The sequence below is a fragment of the Caballeronia cordobensis genome (assembly GCF_001544575.2).
Taxonomy (GTDB): Bacteria; Pseudomonadota; Gammaproteobacteria; order Burkholderiales; family Burkholderiaceae; genus Caballeronia; species Caballeronia cordobensis.
Window position 1 is genome coordinate 302,721 of the sequence record NZ_FCNY02000010.1, and the last position, 21,510, is coordinate 324,230.

At 61.8% G+C, this 21,510-nt stretch carries 20 protein-coding genes; 18 read left to right on the top strand and 2 right to left on the bottom strand.

The genetic code is table 11. The features are described from left to right. The first annotated feature begins 8 nt into the window (after window positions 1-8). The 9 genes from AWB70_RS21395 to AWB70_RS21435 all read left to right on the top strand — a co-directional run bounded on the left by AWB70_RS21395 (window position 9) and on the right by AWB70_RS21435 (window position 9,307). Window positions 9-1,001 carry an acetaldehyde dehydrogenase (acetylating) gene (locus tag AWB70_RS21395; protein WP_053572533.1) on the top strand — a complete coding sequence of 331 codons (993 nt, stop codon included), beginning with the start codon at window positions 9-11 and terminating at the stop codon, window positions 999-1,001. Beyond that, window positions 998-2,029, top strand: a complete 1,032-nt coding sequence (gene dmpG, locus AWB70_RS21400; RefSeq protein ID WP_053572534.1) for a 4-hydroxy-2-oxovalerate aldolase — start codon at window positions 998-1,000, stop codon at window positions 2,027-2,029. Before AWB70_RS21395 ends, dmpG begins: the two co-directional genes overlap by 4 nt. Before the next feature lie 29 nt (window positions 2,030-2,058). Beyond that, window positions 2,059-3,420, top strand: a complete 1,362-nt coding sequence (locus AWB70_RS21405) for an aromatic ring-hydroxylating oxygenase subunit alpha (RefSeq protein ID WP_053572535.1) — start codon at window positions 2,059-2,061, stop codon at window positions 3,418-3,420. Next, a complete protein-coding gene (locus tag AWB70_RS21410; RefSeq protein ID WP_053572536.1) occupies window positions 3,413-3,928 on the top strand; it encodes an aromatic-ring-hydroxylating dioxygenase subunit beta in 516 nt (171 codons plus the stop codon). Before AWB70_RS21405 ends, AWB70_RS21410 begins: the two co-directional genes overlap by 8 nt. Window positions 3,929-3,950: 22 nt before the next feature. Then, window positions 3,951-4,292: a non-heme iron oxygenase ferredoxin subunit gene (locus AWB70_RS21415; protein WP_053572610.1), complete on the top strand. Its 342-nt coding sequence runs from the start codon at window positions 3,951-3,953 to the stop codon at window positions 4,290-4,292. A gap of 22 nt (window positions 4,293-4,314) precedes the next feature. Continuing rightward, complete coding sequence (locus AWB70_RS21420; protein ID WP_053572537.1) at window positions 4,315-5,316, top strand: PdxA family dehydrogenase; 1,002 nt, start codon at window positions 4,315-4,317, stop codon at window positions 5,314-5,316. 12 nt (window positions 5,317-5,328) lie between these two features. Beyond that, window positions 5,329-6,624 (top strand): NAD(P)/FAD-dependent oxidoreductase, encoded by a 1,296-nt coding sequence (locus tag AWB70_RS21425; protein WP_053572538.1) that lies wholly within the window; start codon window positions 5,329-5,331, stop codon window positions 6,622-6,624. Window positions 6,625-6,707: 83 nt separating this feature from the next. Beyond that, window positions 6,708-8,078, top strand: a complete 1,371-nt coding sequence (locus AWB70_RS21430; protein WP_053572539.1) for an MHS family MFS transporter — start codon at window positions 6,708-6,710, stop codon at window positions 8,076-8,078. A 104-nt stretch (window positions 8,079-8,182) separates the two neighbouring features. After that, entirely contained in the window at window positions 8,183-9,307 is a 1,125-nt protein-coding gene (locus AWB70_RS21435) for a porin (protein ID WP_053572540.1), read from the top strand. Between the two features lie 20 nt (window positions 9,308-9,327). Here the strand turns inward: AWB70_RS21435 and AWB70_RS21440 are convergent, their stop codons facing one another. Continuing rightward, window positions 9,328-10,677, bottom strand: coding sequence for a citrate synthase (locus AWB70_RS21440; RefSeq protein ID WP_053572541.1), 1,350 nt, complete (start codon window positions 10,675-10,677; stop codon window positions 9,328-9,330). A gap of 207 nt (window positions 10,678-10,884) precedes the next feature. On the opposite strand from AWB70_RS21440, the gene AWB70_RS21445 reads away from it, so the two are divergent. Further along, complete coding sequence (locus tag AWB70_RS21445; protein ID WP_053572542.1) at window positions 10,885-12,819, top strand: thiamine pyrophosphate-binding protein; 1,935 nt, start codon at window positions 10,885-10,887, stop codon at window positions 12,817-12,819. 8 nt (window positions 12,820-12,827) lie between these two features. Beyond that, entirely contained in the window at window positions 12,828-13,445 is a 618-nt protein-coding gene (locus AWB70_RS21450; RefSeq protein ID WP_053572543.1) for a c-type cytochrome, read from the top strand. A gap of 158 nt (window positions 13,446-13,603) precedes the next feature. Here the strand turns inward: AWB70_RS21450 and AWB70_RS21455 are convergent, their stop codons facing one another. After that, complete coding sequence (locus AWB70_RS21455; RefSeq protein ID WP_053572611.1) at window positions 13,604-14,506, bottom strand: LysR family transcriptional regulator; 903 nt, start codon at window positions 14,504-14,506, stop codon at window positions 13,604-13,606. Window positions 14,507-14,630: 124 nt separating this feature from the next. Between AWB70_RS21455 and AWB70_RS21460 the strand changes: the two genes are divergently transcribed. From AWB70_RS21460 to AWB70_RS21490, 7 genes are all read left to right on the top strand, one after another. Then, complete coding sequence (locus AWB70_RS21460; RefSeq protein WP_053572544.1) at window positions 14,631-15,665, top strand: FAD-binding oxidoreductase; 1,035 nt, start codon at window positions 14,631-14,633, stop codon at window positions 15,663-15,665. Continuing rightward, window positions 15,658-16,914 carry an aromatic ring-hydroxylating dioxygenase subunit alpha gene (locus AWB70_RS21465; protein ID WP_053572545.1) on the top strand — a complete coding sequence of 419 codons (1,257 nt, stop codon included), beginning with the start codon at window positions 15,658-15,660 and terminating at the stop codon, window positions 16,912-16,914. The genes AWB70_RS21460 and AWB70_RS21465 overlap by 8 nt, the downstream gene beginning before the upstream one ends. A gap of 1 nt (window position 16,915) precedes the next feature. Continuing rightward, window positions 16,916-17,389: an aromatic-ring-hydroxylating dioxygenase subunit beta gene (locus tag AWB70_RS21470; protein WP_053572546.1), complete on the top strand. Its 474-nt coding sequence runs from the start codon at window positions 16,916-16,918 to the stop codon at window positions 17,387-17,389. Between the two features lie 8 nt (window positions 17,390-17,397). After that, on the top strand, window positions 17,398-17,718 hold the full coding sequence (locus AWB70_RS21475) for a non-heme iron oxygenase ferredoxin subunit (RefSeq protein ID WP_053572547.1): 321 nt from the start codon (window positions 17,398-17,400) through the stop codon (window positions 17,716-17,718). Window positions 17,719-17,881: 163 nt separating this feature from the next. Beyond that, window positions 17,882-18,949, top strand: a complete 1,068-nt coding sequence (locus tag AWB70_RS21480) for a cupin domain-containing protein (protein WP_053572548.1) — start codon at window positions 17,882-17,884, stop codon at window positions 18,947-18,949. A 23-nt stretch (window positions 18,950-18,972) separates the two neighbouring features. Next, entirely contained in the window at window positions 18,973-19,830 is an 858-nt protein-coding gene (locus tag AWB70_RS21485) for a fumarylacetoacetate hydrolase family protein (RefSeq protein WP_053572549.1), read from the top strand. A 327-nt stretch (window positions 19,831-20,157) separates the two neighbouring features. After that, window positions 20,158-21,504 (top strand): MFS transporter, encoded by a 1,347-nt coding sequence (locus AWB70_RS21490; RefSeq protein WP_053572550.1) that lies wholly within the window; start codon window positions 20,158-20,160, stop codon window positions 21,502-21,504. The last annotated feature ends 6 nt before the right edge of the window (window positions 21,505-21,510 follow it).

The following is a 21,510-nucleotide window of genomic DNA, read 5'->3' on the forward strand; positions in this document are numbered from 1 at the left end:
AAACGACAATGGATTCGAAAGAGGCAAATAGGCCACTCAAGGCGGCGATCATCGGTTCCGGGAACATCGGTACCGATCTGCTGGTGAAGATATTGCGTCATGGGCGCAATGTGGAAGCCGCGATCATGGTCGGAATCGATGCAGCTTCTGATGGCCTTGCGAGAGCACGGCGGCTTGGCCTGCAAACTTGCGACAGTGGCGTGGACGGCTTGTTGTCGATGCCGGAGTTTGCCCATATCGACATGGTGTTCGATGCCACGTCCGCGGCGGCGCACGTACGCAACGACGCGTTACTGCGCGCTGCAAAACCTAGCATTCGCTTGATCGATCTCACGCCCGCCGCCATTGGACCGTATTGTGTGCCCGTGGTGAACCTGGACATGCATCGCGACGTCCACAACCTCAACATGGTGACGTGCGGCGGTCAGGCGACCATTCCGGTCGTCGCAGCGGTGTCGAGCGTCGCGCATGTTCACTACGCCGAGATCGTCGCGTCGATTTCGAGCCGTTCGGCGGGACCTGGAACGCGCGCTAACATCGACGAGTTCACCGAAACCACGTCGCGTGCGCTGGAAACGGTGGGCGGCGCTGCACGCGGCAAGGCGATCATCGTGCTCAACCCAGCCGAGCCACCCTTGCTCATGCGCGATACGGTCTTCACGCTTTCCGAAGACGCTGACGAAAGCGCCGTCGAAACGGCGATCGTGGACATGGTCGAGTCCGTTCGTGCATACGTGCCCGGCTACAGGCTCAAGCAACGCGTGCAGTTCGAGCGGATTCCTTCTAGCCGTCCGGTCGAAGTGCCGGGGCTCGGTCTGCGCAGCGGGCTCAAGACCTCGGTATTTCTGGAGGTGGAAGGCGCGGCCCACTATCTCCCCGCCTACGCGGGCAATCTGGACATTATGACGTCGGCGGCGCTCGCGGCGGCCGAGGCCATCGCGGCGCGGCAGACCGCTTCGGGGCAAGGCGCGTTCGACGACACCTTCGCGGGGATCCAATGAAGCAGAAGCTCTATATCTCGGATGTCACATTGCGCGACGGCGCGCACGCGATTAGACATCGCTACAGCCTGGATCAGGTGCGGCGCATCGCGCGCGCGCTCGACGAAGCACGCGTCGATTCGATTGAGGTGGCTCACGGCGACGGCCTGCAAGGCTCCTCCTTCAACTATGGCTTCGGCGCGCACACCGATGCCGAATGGATCGCCGCTGTCGCCGAAGTCGTCCAACATGCGCGTGTGGCGACCCTGCTGCTTCCAGGGATCGGCACTGTGCATGATTTACGCGAGGCCTACGATGCGGGTGCGCGCGTGGTGCGCGTCGCCACGCATTGCACGGAGGCGGACGTGTCGAAACAGCATATCGAGGCGGCTCGCAACCTCGGCATGGATACGGTCGGTTTTCTGATGATGAGCCACATGGCGTCGCCGCAGGTACTCGCGGAGCAGGCGCGCCTGATGGAAGGCTACGGGGCAACCTGCGTCTACGTCGTGGATTCTGGCGGCGCACTGACGATGAACGACACGCGCGATCGCGTTCGCGCGCTCAAGGACGCGCTGCACGCCAATACCGAAACCGGCATCCACGCGCATCACAACCTGAGCCTCGGTGTCGCGAACTCGATCGTGGCCGTCGAGGAGGGATGCAACCGGGTCGATGCCAGTCTCGCGGGAATGGGTGCTGGCGCGGGCAACGCGCCGCTCGAAGTCTTCATCGCAGCGGCGAACCGGCTGGGCTGGCTGCATGACTGTGACCTGTATCGACTGATGGATGCCGCCGACGACATCGTGCGGCCCTTGCAGGAGCGGCCGGTGCGCGTGGATCGAGAAACCCTAGCGCTCGGTTACGCAGGCGTCTATTCGAGCTTCCTGCGGCACGCGGAACGCGCGGCGCAGCACTACGGCCTGAAGACGGTGGACATTCTCGTCGAGTTGGGCCGGCGCCGAATGGTCGGTGGTCAGGAGGACATGATCGTCGATGCAGCGCTCGATCTGCTGTCGAAGTCCGCCGTCGACGCGAGCACCCATTAACGCCGATTAAAGAATCAGCCGGAGGCAACATGGAACAAGGATGTACGCATTTCGAGGGCGGCAGTGCCGGAAGCCCCGTGCGTTTCGTGCGTAACGCGCAATCGGTCGTTGCCGCGACGCTGCGCCAACTGGTGCAGCCCGGTCGCGTTCACTCGGCCGTCTATACCTCGCCCGATATCTTCGAGGCGGAAATCGAGCGCATCTTTCATGGTTCGTGGCTCTACGTGGGTCACGCCAGCGAAGTGCCGCAGAAAGGCGACTATCGGGTACGCCGTCTCGGACGCCAGCCGGTCATCATGGTGCGCGGTCATGACGACGTCGTACGTGTGCTGATGAACCGCTGTCGGCATCGCGGCGCGGCAGTGTGTGAGCAGGAAGCGGGACGCGAAAAGTTTTTTCGCTGCTGGTTCCACGGCTGGACCTACGACAATACCGGCAAGCTCATCAATGTGACGGACCCGGCCGGCTACGGCGACGACTTCCGGATGGAAGAGTATTCGCTTACCAGCGCGCCGCGCGTCGAGATTTATCGGGACTTCGTGTTCGCGTCGCTGTCGCCTAAGGTCGGCTCGCTTGCGGAGTATCTCGGCCCTGCTGCGCAGATGATCGACCTGTTGGTCGACGCGTCGCCGACGCGCCGTATCAAGCTGTCGGCGGGCGTCCACAAGACTGTCTACAACGGCAACTGGAAGATGGTCGGCATGGACGGGTATCACCCGCATTACGTGCACGCGTCGGTCGTGTCGATGTGGCAGCGTCAGGCGGACAGCGGCATCGGCGCCACGCATCGTGCCGACCCGTTCGACGGAAAGGCGAAAACCTACACGCGCGATCTGGGGCACGGCCACGCCATGCTCGACATGCGCGAACACCGCGTCGAGCACTACGCCGACTATGAAACGTACCTCAAGGGCGTACAGGGCGGTGCGGAATATATCGAGGCGCTTGCAGCGCGCGACGGTGCCGAGCAATCGAAGCTGCTTGTTGCGATCGCCGGCGATCCGCATATCGGCGTGTTTCCGAACATGCAGATCATCAATAACCAGGTCCGCATCATGGTGCCGTTGGAACCGGGACGCACCGAGGTGCTGATGTTCCCCGTGCTGTTCGACGGCGTGGACGACGCCATCAACACAATGCGCCTGCGGCAGCACGAGTCCTTCTACGGCCCGGCGGGCGCAGGCTCGCCTGACGACGCTGAAATCTTCGAGCGGGCGCAGCGCGGGATGAACGCGCAGGTCAATCCGTGGATCGACATTTCCCGCGGCATGACTCGCGAGCAGGCCCATCCCGACGGAACCATCACCGGGCACATCTCAGATGAAGTACCGCAACGCGGCCAGATGCGCTACTGGCTGGAACTCATGACCGAGGGAGCCGAACTTGAATAACGCCGTTCATCCTCAATGGCTGTCATCGGAGGCGGGTGTTTCGCCGATCGAGCAGGCTTCGCAGTTCCTCTATCACGAGGCCGCCTTGATGGACGCGCACCGCTTTGATGAGTGGCTCGCACTGTGGCACGCGGACGGATTCTATTGGGTCCCGTGCAATACCGAAGACCTCGAACCGGACAAATCGATCTCGCTCATCTACGAAAGCCGACGGCAGCTCGACGATCGCGTCTATCGGCTCAAGGGCCGTCATGCTCACGCGCAGAGTCCGCGTTCGAGGTTGCTGCGCGTCGTGTCGAACGTGACCATCGAAAGCGCGAACAAGGAGGCGTTGATCGTGCATTCAAACTTCGTGCTTGGCGAGGTACGCAGCGATCGTCAGGAGACCCTGTTCGGACGCTGCCGCCATGTGTTGGCACTCGACGAAGGCGCGATGCTGATTCGCGAGAAAAAGGTCTTTCTGCTGAACAACGACACGCCGATGAGCAACCTCACGTTCCTGATTTGAAGCCGACATGGACGCACACGCGATGGAAAGTGGAACATCGACCGACGCAAGCGAATGGACGCCGCTCTGCCAGCTCGACGACGTGACAGATGGCGACGGTCTTCAAATAAAGATCGGCGAGAGGATGCTCGCGGTATGGCGTGTGGACGATCTCGCCTTCGTGACGGACGACACCTGCACGCACGGCGATGCATCACTCGTACTGACCGGCATGCTCGACGGTTTCTCGATCGTTTGCGGCCTGCATCAAGGCGAGTTCGATATTCGCACGGGCGAAGTCCGCGCGGCACCGTGCAGCAAACCGATACGCAGTTATGCGGCCACGGTGCGCGAGGGCGTTGTGCTCGCGCGACTCGCCGAATGACGATGACTGAAAGGGCGCAGAAATGAACGAGACGACAACGCCTGGGACTTCGCTGCCGATCATCGCGGTGATGGTCGGCGACCCGGCAGGTATCGGTCCGGAGGTGGCGGTCAAGGCAGCGGTGGACGCGTCGGTGCGCGCGGTGTGTCGGCCGATGCTGATCGGCGATATCGGGTCGATCACGGCTGCCGCGCGAGCGGTGCCTCTTGGCGACGAAACGGAAGTAATTCAGTCGTTCGAGGAGCGCGCCTTCGCGTCGGGGCGCATCGTCGTGCTGGATCCGCTCGATCTTGCGCCGCATGAGTATGCAACGGGCCAGCCTTCCGCCGCGGCGGGCCGAGCCGTCGTCCGCTGGATGACGCTCGCCGACCGGATCGCGCATAACGGACTCATCGGCGGATGGATCATGGGGCCAGTCGATTCGATGTCGCTCAAGCTCGCGGGCGAAGTTGCGAGCATCGACGATCTCCAGCCAGACCATACCTTCATGTTTCGCATGAGCGGCAAACTGCGCGTGGTGCCACTGACGGAGCACATCCCGCTGCGCGACGTGCCTGCCACGGTAACTTTCGATGCGGTATTGAACCTGGTCACGCTGGTGAATGAGCGTCTGAAGAACTGGGGAATCGAGATGCCGCGCATCGCGGTTGCGGGACTCAATCCGCACGCCATGTTTGAGGAGGAGGAGCGGATCATCGGCCCTGCGGTCGAGCAGGCCAGAGCGCAGGGCATCGATGTGCGGGGTCCTGTTTCGCCCGACTCCGTATTTCGCCACGGACTGGACGGGCGCTATGACGTGGTTGTCAGCATGTATCACGATCAAGGGCAGATCGCGCTCAAATCGGCGGCTTTCGAAGGGGCGTGCACGCTTTATCTGGGGGTTCCTTATGTGCGCGCGACCGTCCCTCATGGGACCGCCATGGATATCGCGGGAAAGAATCTGGCGCAGCATCGCAGCATGGCCGCGGCATTGAGGACCGCGGCGGCGCTTGCCGCTAAGCGTGGCTTCCTCAACGAACAATGACGAGTCGCCGATATGACGAACCACCAAACCGATCCGCTGTACTCGCGCGTGGTGATCGTCGGAGCGGGGCAAGCCGCTGCCGCGGTCGCTAGGACACTGCGTGCGGAAGGACATCAGGGCGGGATCATCATGCTAGGCGAGGAGCGCGTAGGGCCGTACGAGCGGCCACCCTTGTCAAAAGCATGGCTGAGCGCCGAGAACGCGCCGGAAGTTGCGGCTCTGCTTGATCGGTCGCAACCGGAGCAGTTTGACGTCGATTTACGCACCGGTACGCACGTGACCCGCATCGACCGTCCGTCGCGTACCGTGCACGTCGACGATGGAACGCAGATTCACTTCGATCGCCTCGTGATCGCAACCGGGGGCCGCGCGCGGCGGCTCGCGGTGCCTGGCGACGCGAGTGCCGATATCGCCTATCTGCGCACCATCGACGACGCTTTGCATATCCGCCGCGGGTTGATAGCAGGCAAGCGGCTGCTGGTGATCGGAGGTGGATGGATCGGACTCGAAACCGCATGTAGCGCCCGAAAGCTCGGCGTCGACGTGGTCCTGGTCGAAGCGGCCGAGCGGTTATGCGAACGGACCGTGCCGGCGATCGTGGGTCAGCATCTGCTCAAGATTCACCGCTCGCTTGGCGTCGACGTGCGCCTGGGTGCCGGCATCGAGCGACTGTCGAAGCTGCCCGGCGAACGTTATGCCGCTTCGCTATCGGGCGTTCGCGAGGAATTCGACCTCGTTGTCGCGGGCGTGGGCATGGTAGCGAACGACGAACTCGCGGCTGAAGCAGGCCTCCCTTGCGCGGGCGGCGTGCTGTGCGACGTCGAAGGCCGCACGGTCGATCCATATGTCTTCGCGTGCGGGGATGTGGCGTCGTTCGAGCATCCGTTCGGACCGGTCGGAATGCGGCGCCTGGAATCGTGGGACAACGCGGAGCAACAGGGCGCGGCATGTGCCAGGGCCATCCTCGGCAAGCAGGCGGTGGCGCATTCGCTGCCCTGGTTCTGGTCCGATCAGGGCGACGTGAATGTGCAGATCCTCGGGTTCCCGAATGCGACCGCCACACCGGTCGTAAGAGAAGGCGACGGCAAGGTGACGCTGGTCTGGCTGGAGGAGTGCGCAACCGACGAACCCGCGCGAATTGTCGCGGCGGTCTGCATCAACGCTGCGGCAGACATGCCGGTACTGCGCCGCATATGGCAGAAGGGCGTGCGTGTCGATCGAGAGACGCTCGCCGCGAAGGACGTAAGTCTCAAAAGCCTTCTGCAGCGGACGGTCGGCGGGGCAAAGAATGGAGGTGCGAATAATTAGAGGCGCCTCAGGCATCGGGCTTTTGCATTTACATCGACAGAGCACATCAGAGCGTGGTGGTACCGGGGTCCGGCTGACCGTCCATGCCGAAAAAGGAGACAGGCGTGAAAGCTTTTGAAAGCTCGCAGGAGTGGCACGACGCAGTCGCGAGCACGGGATCAGCTCCCGGCGCGAGCGCAACGGAATCGGGATCACGACGACTATTCTTTGCCAGCTTTCTCGGCACGATGGTCGAGTGGTACGACTTTTTTCTCTACGGCTTCATCGCGCCGCTCGTCTTCGAAGAGTTGTTCTTCCCAAAGTTGAACGCGCTCAGCGGCACTATCGCCGTGTACGCGACGTTCGCCGTCGGCTATGCAAGTCGGCCTCTCGGCGGACTTGTGTTCGGTCACTTCGGCGACAAGATCGGCCGCAAGTCGATGATGCTGGTAACCCTGCTGATGATGGGTATCGGTACGGCGGCCATCGGGCTCTTGCCAAGCGTCGCGCAAATCGGCATGACCGCGACCTGTCTGCTCGTCGCGCTGCGTTTCGTCCAGGGCTTTGCACTCGGGGGTGAGTCGGCGGCTGCCAGCCTGATGGTGCTGGAGAGCGCGCAACAGCGTCGCCGGGGCCTGCTTGGGGCAGCGCTTCAGGCGGCAGGACCGCTGGGCGTGCTGCTGGCCTCGCTCGCGGTATTCGTCGTATCGCGTCTGCCGCACGAAGCCTTGCTTGCCTGGGGCTGGCGGGTGCCGTTCCTGGTGAGCGCCGTACTGGTGGTAATCGGCCTGTATATTCGTCTGCGAGTCGAGGAAACAGTCGCGTTCCGCAAGCAGCAGAGTCAGCACGACCTCACCCGCATCCCGGCGTGGGAGACCTTGCGCAGCTACAAGTGGCCTGTTTTCGTCGTGCTCGTGGTCAGCATCATGGAGAGCACGTTCTACTATTTGACGGGTGTCTATTCTATCTCGTACGTAACGAAGACGCTCCATATGCCCGGCTCCGTCGCGATCGGCGCGATCGCCTGCGCGAACGCTTTCGCCTTGGTATCGGTGCCGCTCTACGGCGCGCTGTCGGACCGCCTCGGGCGCAAGGGCGTGTATTTGCTGGGCATCGTGGCGTCGGCGATCTACCTGAACTTCTTCTTTACGATGCTCGACGGCCGCTCGCCAATGGTCGTAGTGCTGGCGGTCGTGGCCGCCGTCGGCGTGATTCATGCACCGATGTACGCCATGTTCGGCAGCTTCTACGGCGAACTGTTTCCCACGCGAGTGCGCTTCACCGGCTTCTCGATGGGCAAGGCGTTCGGCACGGTGCTCGGCGGCGGAGTCGCGCCTATGATCGCGGCCTCGCTCGCGGCGCGCAATCACGGCGACCCCTCCGGTATCGGTCTCTACTATCTGTGCCTCGCCTTCGTCGCGCTGTGTGTGGTGCTGCGCGTGCGCGAAACGCGGCACGACGACATCACCGTCTAGCAACCCCTCAGTTCTCACGTATCCATTGGACGAGCGTCGTGCGCCTCGCTGGAGGCGCACCGGACGCTGCTTTCGTTCGTCTCCAACATCTCGAACAACACATCATGAAGAAGAACAGGCTTCTCCTCGGCATGCTCGCGCTCGGCGCCGGCGCCGCACACGCGGACAGCAGCGTGACGCTCTACGGCCTCATCGGTACAGGCCCCGCGTATGTGAACAACGTAAAGGGCAGTCATTTGTTCGAATCCGCAAGCGGCCTCATTCAGGGTAATCGTTTCGGTCTGAAGGGGCGCGAAGATCTCGGCGGAGGCATGTCGGCCATCTTCACCTTGGAGAATGGCTTCGACGGCAACACCGGCGCGCTGGGGCAAGGCGGGCGCATGTTCGGACGGCAGGCGTTCGTGGGTCTTGCGACCAGACGATACGGGACACTGACCCTGGGTCGCCAGTACGACACCAATTACGATTTCATGGCCGATACGGGCGCGGCCAAACTCTTCGGCGGCAATGGCGCGCATGTATCAGATAATGACAACCTGTTCGGCACCGTGCGCTTCCAGAACTCAGTCAAGTACACGAGCCCGAGCTGGGGCGGCTTTAGCTTCGCTGCCATGTACGCGATGAGCAACGCTGCCGGCGACTTCGCAAATAATCGCGCCTACAGCGCGACGGCGGCATACCGCAACGGCAGTCTGAAGCTCGCGGTCGGCTATCTGCAGATGAACCATCCGAATGCGGCTGACAATCCCAACGGCGCCGCCGGCAGCGATTATCCCGCACCGTTCAGTCTGTTCAAGACCAGCGCACTGGGCCCGCGAACCGCGCTGGTGGATGAGCAGCAGGTGATCGCCGCGACGGCGTCGTATGCCATCGGGCCGACGCAGGACAATCTCGTGTACTCGCACGCCAAATACCGCTATTTCGACGGTAGCCATCTACGGCTCGACAATGCTGAATTGAACGGTACCTGGCACATCACGCCGGATTTTTACACCGGCCTGGGCTACATGTTCACTTTCGGTCGCTATGAGGAATTGAATCAGTCACCGAAGTGGCATCAGGTCGATCTGGGCATCGACTATCTGCTATCGAAGCGCACTGACCTGTATGCCTTCGCGATCTATCAACGTGCGGTCGGTTCGGCCAGCAACGCTGCCATCTTCTTCATGCAGCCGTCGAGCACGAAGTCCCAGGTGGAAGTGTCGTTCGGTATTCGACACCTGTTCTGACCAAGACGTTCACGGCCGGCTCACTTGCCTTTGGAAGCAGATGAGCCGATGAACTGCGCACGCGGACGGAGAACGCTTCCATACATGCGCTGTTCCTGCACATGGGCGAGCCATCCGGCCACGCGCGCGAGCGCGGAAATCGCGCCGCTCGTGCGTCGCGGCAGACCTATGGCGCGCGTAAGCACCACGGTTCCGAGCTCCTGACGCGGAAGTAAGCCGTGCTCCTTCGCTATTTGATCGACGAACTGATAGATCGCGTTCATCTGGCGGCTGTTGTCGCTCCGTCGGCGGGCGAGATCGAGCATGTAGCGGGCTCGCGGATCGCCCCTCGGATAGATTGGATGCCCGAAACCGGGAACCGCGACGCCGCGTTCAAGCAGTGTATTGGCGCGGCGCATCAATGCCTGCATCGTGCTAGCGCTGTCAAAGAATTCCTCGACGCGGTCGTACAACTGGCCGGTCAGCGAACCCGTGCTCGCAGCGATACCGGATACGACACAACGATGCAGCGTGCAGCCCGTCGATGCCGACACGCGGGCGGCGACCGTCGCGGGCGAGAGTTCGTGATCGGCGAGCAGGATCAGCAAAGCTTCCATCGACTCGCGATTAATTTCGGTTGATTCGACGGCAAGCGAGGACAGGATGCCCTGTGCCACCGACTGACCAGTCTCCATCGACTTGAAGTGGCTGCGTGGCGACATCAGTCCGCAACATCCGACCAGCATCTGGATGATATCGATCCCGGCGGACGCCATGTCGAGGTCGGCCGGCTCGGCCGTCGCCGTCCTTCCACGGCGCTGTGACGGCTGCATGCCGAGGTGCAGCGTAACGATGGAGAAAACGTCGAGCAAATTGCCGGGCTGCATGCGCCACGATGCTTCAATGAGCGTGTTGAGTTCATGCCATGGTTTGCGCTTCGGCCATTCGAGTTCGACGTTAGTGTCGTTGAGCATTCCGGTCCATAGCAACTGCGCGACGGCCTCGAATGGAAGGCGTGCACGCGCAAGGTCGGTCGCGAGCCTGCCTCGATAGCGTGGTCCGTCAGGCGTGATCTCGGTCACCGAGGTTGGGATGATCGGCTCGCCAAAATTCATAGCGGATGCAGCGACCGCGCCGTGCCCATGCCGCGCGAGCGAACGCGATTCGAGACGCCTGAGGTCATCGCGCCAGTAGAGGCGGCCCTTGTGTCCCGCTTGTCCGATGCTGCGGATCAAACCGCGGCTCACGTAGGCATACAGCGTCTGTTGCCGGACGTTCAGGATCTTCATTGCTTCGGCAGCGGTCACGTAGTCCGTGTGGTCGGACTTCGCCGCCGCGTGTTCGTCTTTAGTTGCCCGCCGTGCGGGACCGTTCGTGATGACGTCGGACATGTTGATTGGCTGTCGATATTGATCAATAGAACTCTACGGCGAAGCCGTCGTCGTGTCCATCAGTTCGGTGGGATTGCGCATCGCGCGTTGATCTAACAATCAATCTTGATCAATGGAACTGAAAACCTTACCTTTGGCTCCGCATGGGGCCCGCGATCCATCCTTGGCGTCGGCCACAACAACAGAGACTGACCAGGAGGAGACACCATGACGGCTCGAAGAACCTTCCTCAAGGAAGCGATCGCCGCCGGAGCATCTACCGCGCTCTTGAAGCCGAATGCAGGCGTGGCGCAGCCTGTCAACAAGGCGCAGTCGGTCGCTAAGCCCGGCGCGCGTCTGATTGCCGCCGAGACGCAGGTGCCGTCGCTTCAGGAAGCGCCTTCAGCAGACGCGGCACACATCGGCAATCCGGGCTCCGACTTCATGGTGGATCTGCTGCGCATGGCAGGCATCGACTATGTCGCCGCCATGCCAGGCTCCACGTTTCGCGGCATCCATGAGTCGATCGTGAGTTATGCGGGAGACCAGCACCCGGCGCTCGTCGTCTGCACGCACGAAGAGGCGTCGGCGGCGATCGCGCATGGCTATGCGAAGGTCGCAGGCAAGCCGATGGCCTGTCTCGTCCACAGCACCGTGGGGCTTCAACACGCCTCGATGGCGATCTTCAACGCCTGGTGCGACCGCGTGCCGATGATCGTCATCGCGGGAAACATCGCGGATGCGACGAAGCGCCGTCCCGGCGTCGAGTGGTATCACACCGCGCTGGATCTTGGCGCGCTGGTGCGCGACTTCACCAAGTACGACGACGCGCCTGTTTCGCTTCAGCACTATGCGGAGTCGTTCGTCCGCGCTTACACGCTTTCTATTACGCCGCCGATGGAGCCGGTGCTTCTTGTCGCGGACGGCGAGCTGCAGGAGCGCCCGATCGAGAACCCGAGGGAGATTTCGGTGCCGCCGTTTCGTCCGGTCTCGCCGCCCGTTGCGGGCCGGGCTGCGCTGGAAGAGACCGCACGCATGCTTTGCGGCGCGACGAATCCGGTCATCGTCGCGGACCGCGCGATCCGTTCGCAGGCTGGCATGGATGCGTTGGTGGCGCTTGCGGAAGCGGTGAACGCGCCGGTCGTCGACCTGCTCGGACGGCTGAATTTCCCGACCGGGCATTTCCTAAATCAAACCTATCTCAAGACCGAATTGATATCGCGCGCCGATGTCATTCTTGCCCTCGAAGTATCGGATCTTTGGGGGTTGACGGGAACGGTAGCGGACGTCATCGGGCGACCGACCAAAAAGTTTACGAAACCCGATGTCGATCTCGTGAGTGTGTCGACGTCCTATCTCTATTCGAAGTCGAACATGCAGGACGCGGAGCGGTTCATCGCGCCCACGCTTGCAATCGGCGGAGATGCGCAGGCCTCGCTCGCGCCGTTGCTCGAAGCGGTGAACGCGGTGTGTACGGATCCCCAGCGCGAGACGATGAGAAAGCGTGCACCCGCACTACGTCAGGCTCATACGCTGATGCGCGAGACCGCGCGACACGACGCGACGCGCGCCTGGGATGCGAGTCCGATCAGCACGGCAAGACTCTCGCAAGAAGTCTGGAACGTGATCCGACATGAAAATTGGGCACTGGTGTCGTCGTCGTTGTTCATCAGCCAGTGGCCGCAGCGGTTGTGGGATTTCGACAAGACCTGGCAGTACATCGGCGGCGAAGGCGGCTACGGCGTCGGTTACGGCGCGCCGGCCGCCGTTGGCGCGGCGATCGCGCATCGGGATGCGGGACGCATTCCGGTCAATATCCAGACCGACGGCGATCTAATGGTGCTGCCCGGTGTGTTGTGGACCGCTGCGCATCACAAGATTCCCTTGCTCACCGTGATGCATAACAACCGCGCCTACCACCAGGAATCGATGCACATTCAGCGCATGGCCAACTGGCGCGACCGAAAACCTGAAAACGGCACGGCGGGCACGCTCATCAACGATCCGCCGATCGACTATGCCGGGCTCGCCAGAAGCATGGGCATGTGGGCCGAGGGACCGATCTCGAACCCGGCCGATCTCGGACCGGCTCTCGCGCGCGCGATGCAGCGAGTGAAGGCGGGCGAACCGGCCTTTCTCGACGTCCTCACGCAACCTCGCTAGGAGCGCACATGAAGCCGATACGCATGATCGCGCTGGCCGTGAGTGCGCTTGCCTGCTGGATCGATATGACCTCGCCGCCTGCGATGGCTGGACAGGCGGACGTTCAAGCCGGACAGGCGCTGTACATGAAAAAGGGCTGTTACGAATGCCATGGGCCCGTGGGGCAGGGCAGCATCATGTCCGGGCCCGCCCTCGCACCGTCCCCGTTGCCGGTAGAGGCGATGACGGACTACGTCCGCTCGCCGAAGGGGCAAATGCCTCTCTACAGCAGCAAAATCCTGCCTGATCGCGATCTGGCGCAGATTCAAGCGTATCTCGCGGCGGTTCCGGCGTCCCCGGACGCGGACAGTATTGCACTGCTCGGCGGAGCCTCTACGGCATCGTCGTCTAAAGACGACTCCGAACGCGGACAGCAGGTATATGTCGCACGATGCGCGTCCTGTCATGGCGCATCGGGAGGCGGTGCGGTCGGGCCGTCGCTCGTCGATGTCGCGAAACGTCGTGGTGTTCCGGGCATCGAGTCATTCGTGCGCAATCCGTCAGGTGCCATGCCAAAGCTTTTCCCGGAAGTTCTGAGCGAGTCGGATGTTCAGGCCGTCGCCCAATACGTAGCGGGGCTCAGGTAGGCCGCTGCGCGCGTCAGGCAGACGCTCCGGGCCGATACCGGAGCGCACGGCCGCAGTTCAACGTCTTGAAGCTGGGCCCTCGATTCTGTCTCATGAGAGACGCGTGTTCAGGTTCGCGCTGAACTCGCGGACCACGTGCAGTACGCGTGGCGACGACATCAGGGCGCGAAGGTTTCAAACATCGTCTGCCTGAGCCATTGATTGCCCGGATCACGATGGTTTCGCGCGTGCCATAGCACGGTGATGGTGATGTCGGGAATCTTGATCGGGCACGGGGCGCTGATGAGTCCGAAAGGCGCGAGCGTACTCATCGCATAGGCGTGCGGCACCACGGCGATCAGATCGGTCGTTTGCAGAATATGCCCAACTGCAACGAAATGCGGCACGCGCAAGCGGACGTTACGGCGTATGCCGGCCCGCTGAATGACGGTATCGACCATGCCGTGTCCGGTCCCCTCGGCCACGATCGACACATGCTCGGCGTCCGAGAACGTCTTGCTCGTCATGCCCGCGCCGGCCAGCGGATGATCGGCGCGAAACAGACAGACGTAACGCTGACGGAACAAGCGGCGCTGAAAAAATCCCCCCTTCAGATCTGGTAGAAAGCCGATGGCAAGGTCTACCTGGCCATGCTCCATGTCCGCGCGGAGTGTGTCGGACTGGTTGCGCACCGTGCTAATCGTCACACCCGGTGCGATCAACGCGAGCTTGCGCATCAGGACCGGCAGGAACGAGATCTCGCCGATGTCTGTCATCGCGACTGTGAATGCTCGCGTGCTCGATGCCGGATCGAAAACCGACATCTGATTCAACGTATGGTGAATCGCGCCCAGTGCATTGGCGATCGGCTCGGCCAGCGCCTCAGCGAACGGCGTCGGAACCATGCCTTTCGAGGTTCGCAGAAACAGTTCGTCGCCAAGCACCTTTCTCAGCCTCGCCAGCGCATTGCTGATGGCCGGCTGAGACGTGCCGAGCGCGGTGGCGACGGCCGAAACACGTCGCTGCTGCAATAGCTCCTGAAAGACGACAAGCAGGTTGAGATCGATATCGTGAAGTTCCATCGGCTGCCCCATTTGGCAAAAGCATTATCAATCTGAGTGATTTTGCGTATCAAGGAGATTCTATTTATCGATTTCTCGGCTCCGTGCATCATGCATCAAACGCAAGCATGGAGACACGGAAGTCATGAAGGTTTCTGTCCTGCCGCTAGAGCGCGATATCGAGGCGACGAGCGGCGCCAATCTGCTTGACGCACTGCGCGCTCATGCGATCCCGATTTCGTACAGCTGCATGGCAGGCCGTTGCGGCACATGTCGTTGCACCGTGGTCGCCGGCTCAGCCGTGACGCTCGGCACCGAAGCAGGCGGTTCGCGCGTCACGGGCGGCCAGTCCGTGCTCGCATGCTGCACGACGCTCATCGAGGATTGCGTGATCGAGATTCCTGAGGTCGACGAGATCGTGGTTCATCCGCCGAAGATACTCAAGGCGACGGTCATCGACATAGAAGACCTGACGCACGATATCAAACGGGTGCGGCTGGCATTGTCCAAACCATTCAACTTCTCTCCCGGTCAGTACGCGAACGTGCAGTTCACGCCGGAACACGTCCGTCCTTACTCGATGGCGGGCACGGCGAACGGCCAGGAAGTGGAGTTTCATATACGGCTGGTGCCCAATGGGCGCGTGACGTCCTTCGTTGCGGCCGATCTCAAGCCGGGCGACGCAGTTCGCATTAGCGGACCTCTGGGTACCGCCTACCTTCGCAGAAAGTCGGATGACCCGGTTCTGTGCATTGCCGGTGGTACCGGGCTTGCGCCGATCCTGTCAATTGTTCGCGGCATGGCCGAGTCGCAGACAAGCCGGCCGATCCATCTGTATTTCGGCGTGCGTTCCAAAGCGGACGTCTATGGCACCCACTGGCTCGACGCGTTGCGCGAATGCCTGCCCGGCCTGCGTGTCCATGTCGTGCTGGCTTCCGGCGAACAGCGCGTTCCGTATCGCACGGGCATGGTGACCGATGCTGTCGACGGCGACTGGGACACGCTCGACGGATGGCGCGCGTATGTGGCGGGCGCGCCGGCGATGGTCGACGCTTCGTCCGCGCTGCTGCGCAGGAAGGGCGTCGACCCCGGCCGGATTTACGCCGATGCTTTTCATGCAAGCGAGTCTCGATCAAGCAGTTCCCAGTTGCCGCACCAGAGGAGACGTCATCATGAATGAGAGCCCGATCGACTTTATCCGGCCTGTCTGGAAGGGGGACGATACCAGCCATATTCCGTTCTGGGCGTATAGCCAGGAAGCGATCTACCGGAAGGAGCTCGATCGTTTCTTCTATTCCGGTCACTGGTGCTACGTGGGTCTGGAAGCGGAGATTCCCAACGCCGGTGACTTCAAGCGCACGTCCATCGGCGAGCGCTCGGTGATCGTGACGCGCTCTCAGGATGGCGAAGTAGCTGTGGTGGAAAACGTGTGCGCGCATCGCGGCGTGCGCTTCTGCCGGGACAAGTTCGGCAATCGAAAAGACCTGACGTGTCCATATCACCAGTGGAACTATGACCTTAAGGGCAATCTGATCGGTGTGCCGTTCCGGCGAGGCGTGAAGGCGGACGGCAGGGTCAACGGCGGCATGCCTGCGGACTTTGATCCGAAACAGCATGGTCTGACGCAACTGAAAGTGGCGACCCGCAACGGTGTGATCTTCGCTTCCTTCGACCACGATGTCGAGCCGCTCGAAGCATTCCTCGGACCGTCGATCCTTGCGCTATTTGACCGCGTATTCGACGGACGGAAGCTGAAGATTCTAGGCTACAACCGGCAGCGAATTCCGGCAAATTGGAAGTTCATGCAGGAGAACATCAAGGATCCGTATCACGCGGGCTTGCTGCATACCTGGTTCCTCACGTTCGGACTGTGGCGCGCTGACAGCAAGGCAGCGCTAAAGATGGACGAGAAGTTTCGCCACGCTGCAATGATCGGCGTGCGCGGTGCACAGGGAAAGAGCGAAGTGACCAAGGGCGTGTCGAGCTTCAAGGAAGAAATGAAACTGAACGACGACCGCTTTCTCGACATCGTTCACGAACCGTGGTGGGGCGATCTGACCGTCGCCATGCTGACGATCTTCCCGAGCCTCATCATCCAGCAGCAGATCAATTCGGTGTCGACGCGCCAGATCGTGCCGAACGGCGTCGGATCGTTCGATTTCGTCTGGACGCACTTCGGCTTCGAGGACGACAGCGAGGAGATGACGCGCCGGCGTTTGCGCCAGGCGAATCTCTTCGGCCCGGCGGGATTCGTGTCGGCCGACGACGGTGAGGTCATCGAGTTCTCGCAGGAAGGCGTCGAACAAAAGCCGTTCTATCGGGCGCTCGCACAACTCGGCGGACGGGATATCGCCGATGCCGATCACAACGTCAGCGAGACCCTGATTCGGGGCATGTTCGAGTACTGGCGCAAGGTGATGGAGATTTGACATGCTCGATTTCGAGACCTATCAGGAACTTATCGGGCTTTACGCCGAGTATGCGGCCGTGCTGGACAGCGCCGACTGGGATCGCTGGCCTGAATTCTTTACCGACGAGTGCCTGTACCGCGTTCAGCCTCGCGAGAACTTCGATCGAGGCCTTCCGCTCGCAACGATGTCCTTCGAAAGCAAGGGCATGTTGAAAGACCGGGTGTATGGCATGACAGAAACGATCTTCCATGACCCGTACTACCAGAGGCATGTCGTCGGCGCACCCATCGTCCGGGAAGTCGACAGCCGTCATATCCGGTCGGAAGCGAACTACGCCGTGTTTCGTACGAAGCAGGACGAGTTGACCACCGTATTCAACGTCGGCCGCTATATCGATGTCATTCAGCGCACGCCGCAAGGCCTCAGGTTGAAAAGCCGAACCTGCGTGTTCGACAGCGAAATGGTCGCGAACTCGCTCATCTATCCGATTTGAGGTGCTCGATGACAAAGACCTGGGCGAAAGTGATCGAGCTTGCTGCGGTGCCCGCCGATGACGTGACCGCGGTTACCTCAGAGGGCCGGGAGATTGCACTCTATAGCGTCGACGGCTCGGTCTACGCGACCGACAATATCTGCACGCACGGCCACGCGCGGTTATGCGACGGCTTTCTCGATGGCCACGAGATCGAATGTCCGCTGCATCAGGGAAGGTTCGATGTGCGCAACGGTAAGGCCATGTGCGCGCCGCTCTCCGTGGATATCCGGACCTACCCCGTGCGGATAGAGGAGGGCCAGGTCTACATCGAACTGGAAGACGCCTGATCCTTGCTTGGGAAAAATGGAAGAACAGTGTGTCAGGACATTCCATTTATTTTTTCGGATGCCTATCCAATATATCGCGATAGATAGGGCACGGCGCTTCATCCATCGTCACAGTGAAAGCCCTTTCACCTATCGCCGCCCCACGTTACAGAGGGAGTTCGCCATGAGCGCGCACGCAGACAGCGCCGTAAGAGCGCAGGAATCAGACCGTTCGGTTTCATATCGGGAACGACTCGCAGCACTCAACGTCGCACCGCTGTGGGACGTCCTGAAAGGGCTTGTCCCCAATGAGCCGCGACCGAAGGCCAGGCCGCATGCGTGGAAGTGGGCCGTGATGCGCGACCGGCTAATCGAATCCGGCGCTGTGGTGAGCGCGGAAGAAGCGGAGCGGCGCGTTCTGATGCTGATGAATCCCGGGTTGGAAGGTTTGCCTAATGCGACCGATACGATCTATGCCGGCCTCCAACTGATTCTTCCGGGTGAGATAGCGCGGGCACATCGTCATAGCCAGTCTGCGTTGCGCTTCGTGCTCGAAGGCACGGGCGGCTATACGTCGGTTGACGGCGTTCGCACTGAAATGCTGCGCGGCGATTTCATCGTGACGCCCGCGTGGACGTGGCACGACCACGGCAACGACGGCGATGGACCTGTCGTCTGGCTGGACGGACTCGACGTTCCGCTCGTCAGTTTCCTGCGGGCCGGATTTCGCGAGGAATACGAGGAATCGAATCAGTTTCCCCGCACTGGCGAATCCGATCAGGTGCTGACACGTTACTCCGACGCATTGCTGCCGATCGATAGCAGCCACGCTGGGCCGACATCGCCGATCTTCAACTATCCCTATGCGCGCACGCGCGAGGTGCTCGACCGGCTCGCGCGCTACTCGGACGTCGATGCCTGTCACGGCGTCAACGTTCGCTACGCCAACCCGCTCACCGGCGGCTGGGCCATCCCGACCATTGCCGCGTCGATGCGCCTGATTCCGCGTGGCCTTACCACGGAGTTCTTCCGATCGGTGGAGGGTACGGTCATCGTCGGCGTCGAGGGTTCGCCTGCCGTCGAGATAGAAGGTGCCGGGCGCTTAGATATCGCCGAGAACGACGTCTTCATCGTGCCGGGATGGAGCCGCTGGCGCATGAGTGCCGGCGACATCAGCGACGCCGTGATGTTCACTTACTCCGATCGTCCCGTGTACGAGAAGCTCGGCCTTTACCGCGAAACGCGCGGTTGACTCACCCTGACGCAGGATAAGCCATGAAGATTTGCCGCTTCAACGATAACCGTATTGGCGTTGTCCGTGGGGACAGGATTCACGACATCACGCCGCTGTTCCACGCTCTGGGTGAGCCGGGCTGGCCATATCCGCCTTACGACTGGATCATCGGAAACTTTCCTCGTATCGAGGACCAGATCGAAACGTTTCTTCGCCACGCGGATACGGTGCGGCTGTCGGCGGCCAAGCTGCTCGCGCCGGTCGCCAATCCGGGCAAGATCATCGGGGCGCCGATCAATTACCGCGATCATATCGACGAGGCCAATGCGGATCAGCAGATCGCACACGGTAAGACCTTCACCACGCTCGAACAGTTTGGTTTGTTCATCAAGGCACCGACGTCGCTGAACGGACCCGAAGGTATCGTCGAGTTTCCGTTTCCGGACCGCCGCACCGATCACGAGGTGGAACTCGGCGTGGTCATCGGCAGGCGGGCCAAGAAAGTCTCGAGAGAGAAGGCGCTCGATTACGTGTTCGGTTACTGCGTGGCGCTGGACATGACGGTGCGCGGTCCCGAATTCGCGGGCTTCCGCAAGTCGGCGGATACGTTCGCGGTTATCGGTCCGTGGATCACGACCGTCGACGAGATCGAGGATCCCAACACGCTCGACCTGGAACTTACGGTCAATGACGCGCCGCGCCAGAAGTCCAATACGCAGTACCTGATCTACAACGTTCAGCGGCTCATCGAATACGCATCGGCGATGTACACGCTGCATCCGGGCGACGTCATCATGACCGGCACGCCGGCGGGCGTCGGCCCCGTGACGCCCGGCGACGTCGTCAAGGCGCGCGTCGAAGGCCTTGGCGACTTGACGATCCGGATGGCGCGGTCATGAGCCCGGAGACATCTCACAGGTGGGTGCCGGCGGCGGAACGATCCTGGTCGAGACGCTCCGGCGTCGTCACGTCGTGCGTGGACCGGATTACGGCTCCGGCGTTGCTGATGCGCGGCAAGGCGCCATTCATGTGACCGGTCCGGCGTAGGGCGCGACGCTGCCCAGCATGACCGTGGTGGCGGGCGCTCGAGCCCTGCATCTTCGACAGCAACTAGCGTGTACCGAACAACACCATTGAAGAGACCGACCCGGCTCAAAAACAGGCATCCCACAAGAGGACGACTGCTCCACGGAGTCCGTCGGGGCAGCAATACTGGAGGAAGACAAATGAAACACAAGCTGACGAAGGCCACGAACGAGGGCCGAATGAGCTCGTTCCAGAAGATGGTGCTCGTCGTATGCGTCGCGCTGAGCATGCTGGATGGCTTCGATGTGCTGGCCGTCGCGTTTTCGGCATCGCACTTGGCATCGGACTGGCATCTCAATGGTAGCCAGCTCGGCGCGTTGCTCAGCGCCGGCCTGTTCGGCATGGCGGCCGGAGGCTTCATCGTTGCACCGTGCGCCGATCGCATCGGGCGCCGGCCGCTCGTGCTGCTGTGCCTGCTTGCGATCGTCGCGGGCATGCTGGCTTCCGCATGTGCTCAGACGTTGGAACAACTTGTGGCATTGCGCGTCATGACGGGACTCGGCATCGGCGGCATGATGGTGAGCGTCGCGGTCATCGCCTCGGAGTACGCGTCCGACAAGTGGAGAAGCGCAGCGATCAGCATGCAGTCGGCCGGCTATACGCTCGGCGCGACGCTGGGCGGCGCTGTGAGCGCACTGCTGTTGGCACGCTATGGCTGGCGAAGCGCCTTCCTGTTTGGCGGCATCAGCACGGCGCTGGTGATTCCGCTTGCATGGTACGGCCTTCCCGAGTCCCTGGACCTGATTGCACGGCGACCACAACGTGCGCTGGACAAGGTGAACGCCATCTTGCGGCGCATGAAGCAGGACACGATCGATGAACTGCCGCGCATCGAGGACTCTCGGGAAGCAAGCGCTGGGTCGGACGAACTGACCATGGCGCCGTCGCTGATCGTGTTGCGGACGCTCCTGATCTGGCTTGCCTTCGCGCTTGTGATGGCCGGATTCTATTTCGTCATGAGCTGGACGCCGAGGCTTCTGGTCCAGGCGGGCATGTCCGCTTCGCAAGGCGTGACCGGCGGTGTCCTGCTGAATGCGGGCGGCATTATCGGGTGCACGTTGTTCAGCCTGGTCTCGGGCCGCGGGAAACTTAGAACGCTGCTGACCACGGCTCTGGTGGTCAGCGGCGTGCTGCTCTTGATGTTCGGTGCGAACGCTTCGCAACTCCAGTTCGCCATGCCGGCAGCGATCGCACTGGGCGCCGCGATTACCGCATGCGTCGGCGGCCTTTATTCGCTGACGCCGCTTCTCTATCCGCCGAAAACTCGCGCCACCGGCGTGGGTTGGGCAGTCGGCATGGGCAGACTCGGCGCGATCGCGGCACCGCTCCTCGTCGGCATGCTGATCGACCACGGCTGGCAGGTCCATAACCTTTACTACCTGTTCGCAGCGCCATTTCTGCTGGCAGTTATCCCTGTAGCGGCCATCTTCTTCTTCATGAAGCGACAGAAGCACTGGCGTCATTCCGATGCAGTCGAAGCCGTCTAATTCCCA

Bases quoted from the DNA above. Each gene is read 5' to 3' on its own strand.
- AWB70_RS21445 (WP_053572542.1), top strand. From the start codon at position 10,885: ATGACGGCTCGAAGAACCTTCCTCAAGGAAGCGATCGCCGCCGGAGCA.
- AWB70_RS21470 (WP_053572546.1), top strand. From the start codon at position 16,916: ATGCTCGATTTCGAGACCTATCAGGAACTTATCGGGCTTTACGCCGAG.
- AWB70_RS21490 (WP_053572550.1), top strand. From the start codon at position 20,158: ATGAAACACAAGCTGACGAAGGCCACGAACGAGGGCCGAATGAGCTCG.
- AWB70_RS21435 (WP_053572540.1), top strand. From the start codon at position 8,183: ATGAAGAAGAACAGGCTTCTCCTCGGCATGCTCGCGCTCGGCGCCGGC.
- AWB70_RS21425 (WP_053572538.1), top strand. From the start codon at position 5,329: ATGACGAACCACCAAACCGATCCGCTGTACTCGCGCGTGGTGATCGTC.
- AWB70_RS21485 (WP_053572549.1), top strand. From the start codon at position 18,973: ATGAAGATTTGCCGCTTCAACGATAACCGTATTGGCGTTGTCCGTGGG.
- AWB70_RS21465 (WP_053572545.1), top strand. From the start codon at position 15,658: ATGAATGAGAGCCCGATCGACTTTATCCGGCCTGTCTGGAAGGGGGAC.
- dmpG (WP_053572534.1), top strand. From the start codon at position 998: ATGAAGCAGAAGCTCTATATCTCGGATGTCACATTGCGCGACGGCGCG.
- AWB70_RS21415 (WP_053572610.1), top strand. From the start codon at position 3,951: ATGGAAAGTGGAACATCGACCGACGCAAGCGAATGGACGCCGCTCTGC.
- AWB70_RS21420 (WP_053572537.1), top strand. From the start codon at position 4,315: ATGAACGAGACGACAACGCCTGGGACTTCGCTGCCGATCATCGCGGTG.
- AWB70_RS21430 (WP_053572539.1), top strand. From the start codon at position 6,708: ATGCCGAAAAAGGAGACAGGCGTGAAAGCTTTTGAAAGCTCGCAGGAG.
- AWB70_RS21450 (WP_053572543.1), top strand. From the start codon at position 12,828: ATGAAGCCGATACGCATGATCGCGCTGGCCGTGAGTGCGCTTGCCTGC.
- AWB70_RS21480 (WP_053572548.1), top strand. From the start codon at position 17,882: ATGAGCGCGCACGCAGACAGCGCCGTAAGAGCGCAGGAATCAGACCGT.
- AWB70_RS21395 (WP_053572533.1), top strand. From the start codon at position 9: ATGGATTCGAAAGAGGCAAATAGGCCACTCAAGGCGGCGATCATCGGT.
- AWB70_RS21460 (WP_053572544.1), top strand. From the start codon at position 14,631: ATGAAGGTTTCTGTCCTGCCGCTAGAGCGCGATATCGAGGCGACGAGC.
- AWB70_RS21475 (WP_053572547.1), top strand. From the start codon at position 17,398: ATGACAAAGACCTGGGCGAAAGTGATCGAGCTTGCTGCGGTGCCCGCC.
- AWB70_RS21405 (WP_053572535.1), top strand. From the start codon at position 2,059: ATGGAACAAGGATGTACGCATTTCGAGGGCGGCAGTGCCGGAAGCCCC.
- AWB70_RS21440 (WP_053572541.1), bottom strand. From the start codon at position 10,677: ATGTCCGACGTCATCACGAACGGTCCCGCACGGCGGGCAACTAAAGAC.
- AWB70_RS21455 (WP_053572611.1), bottom strand. From the start codon at position 14,506: ATGGAACTTCACGATATCGATCTCAACCTGCTTGTCGTCTTTCAGGAG.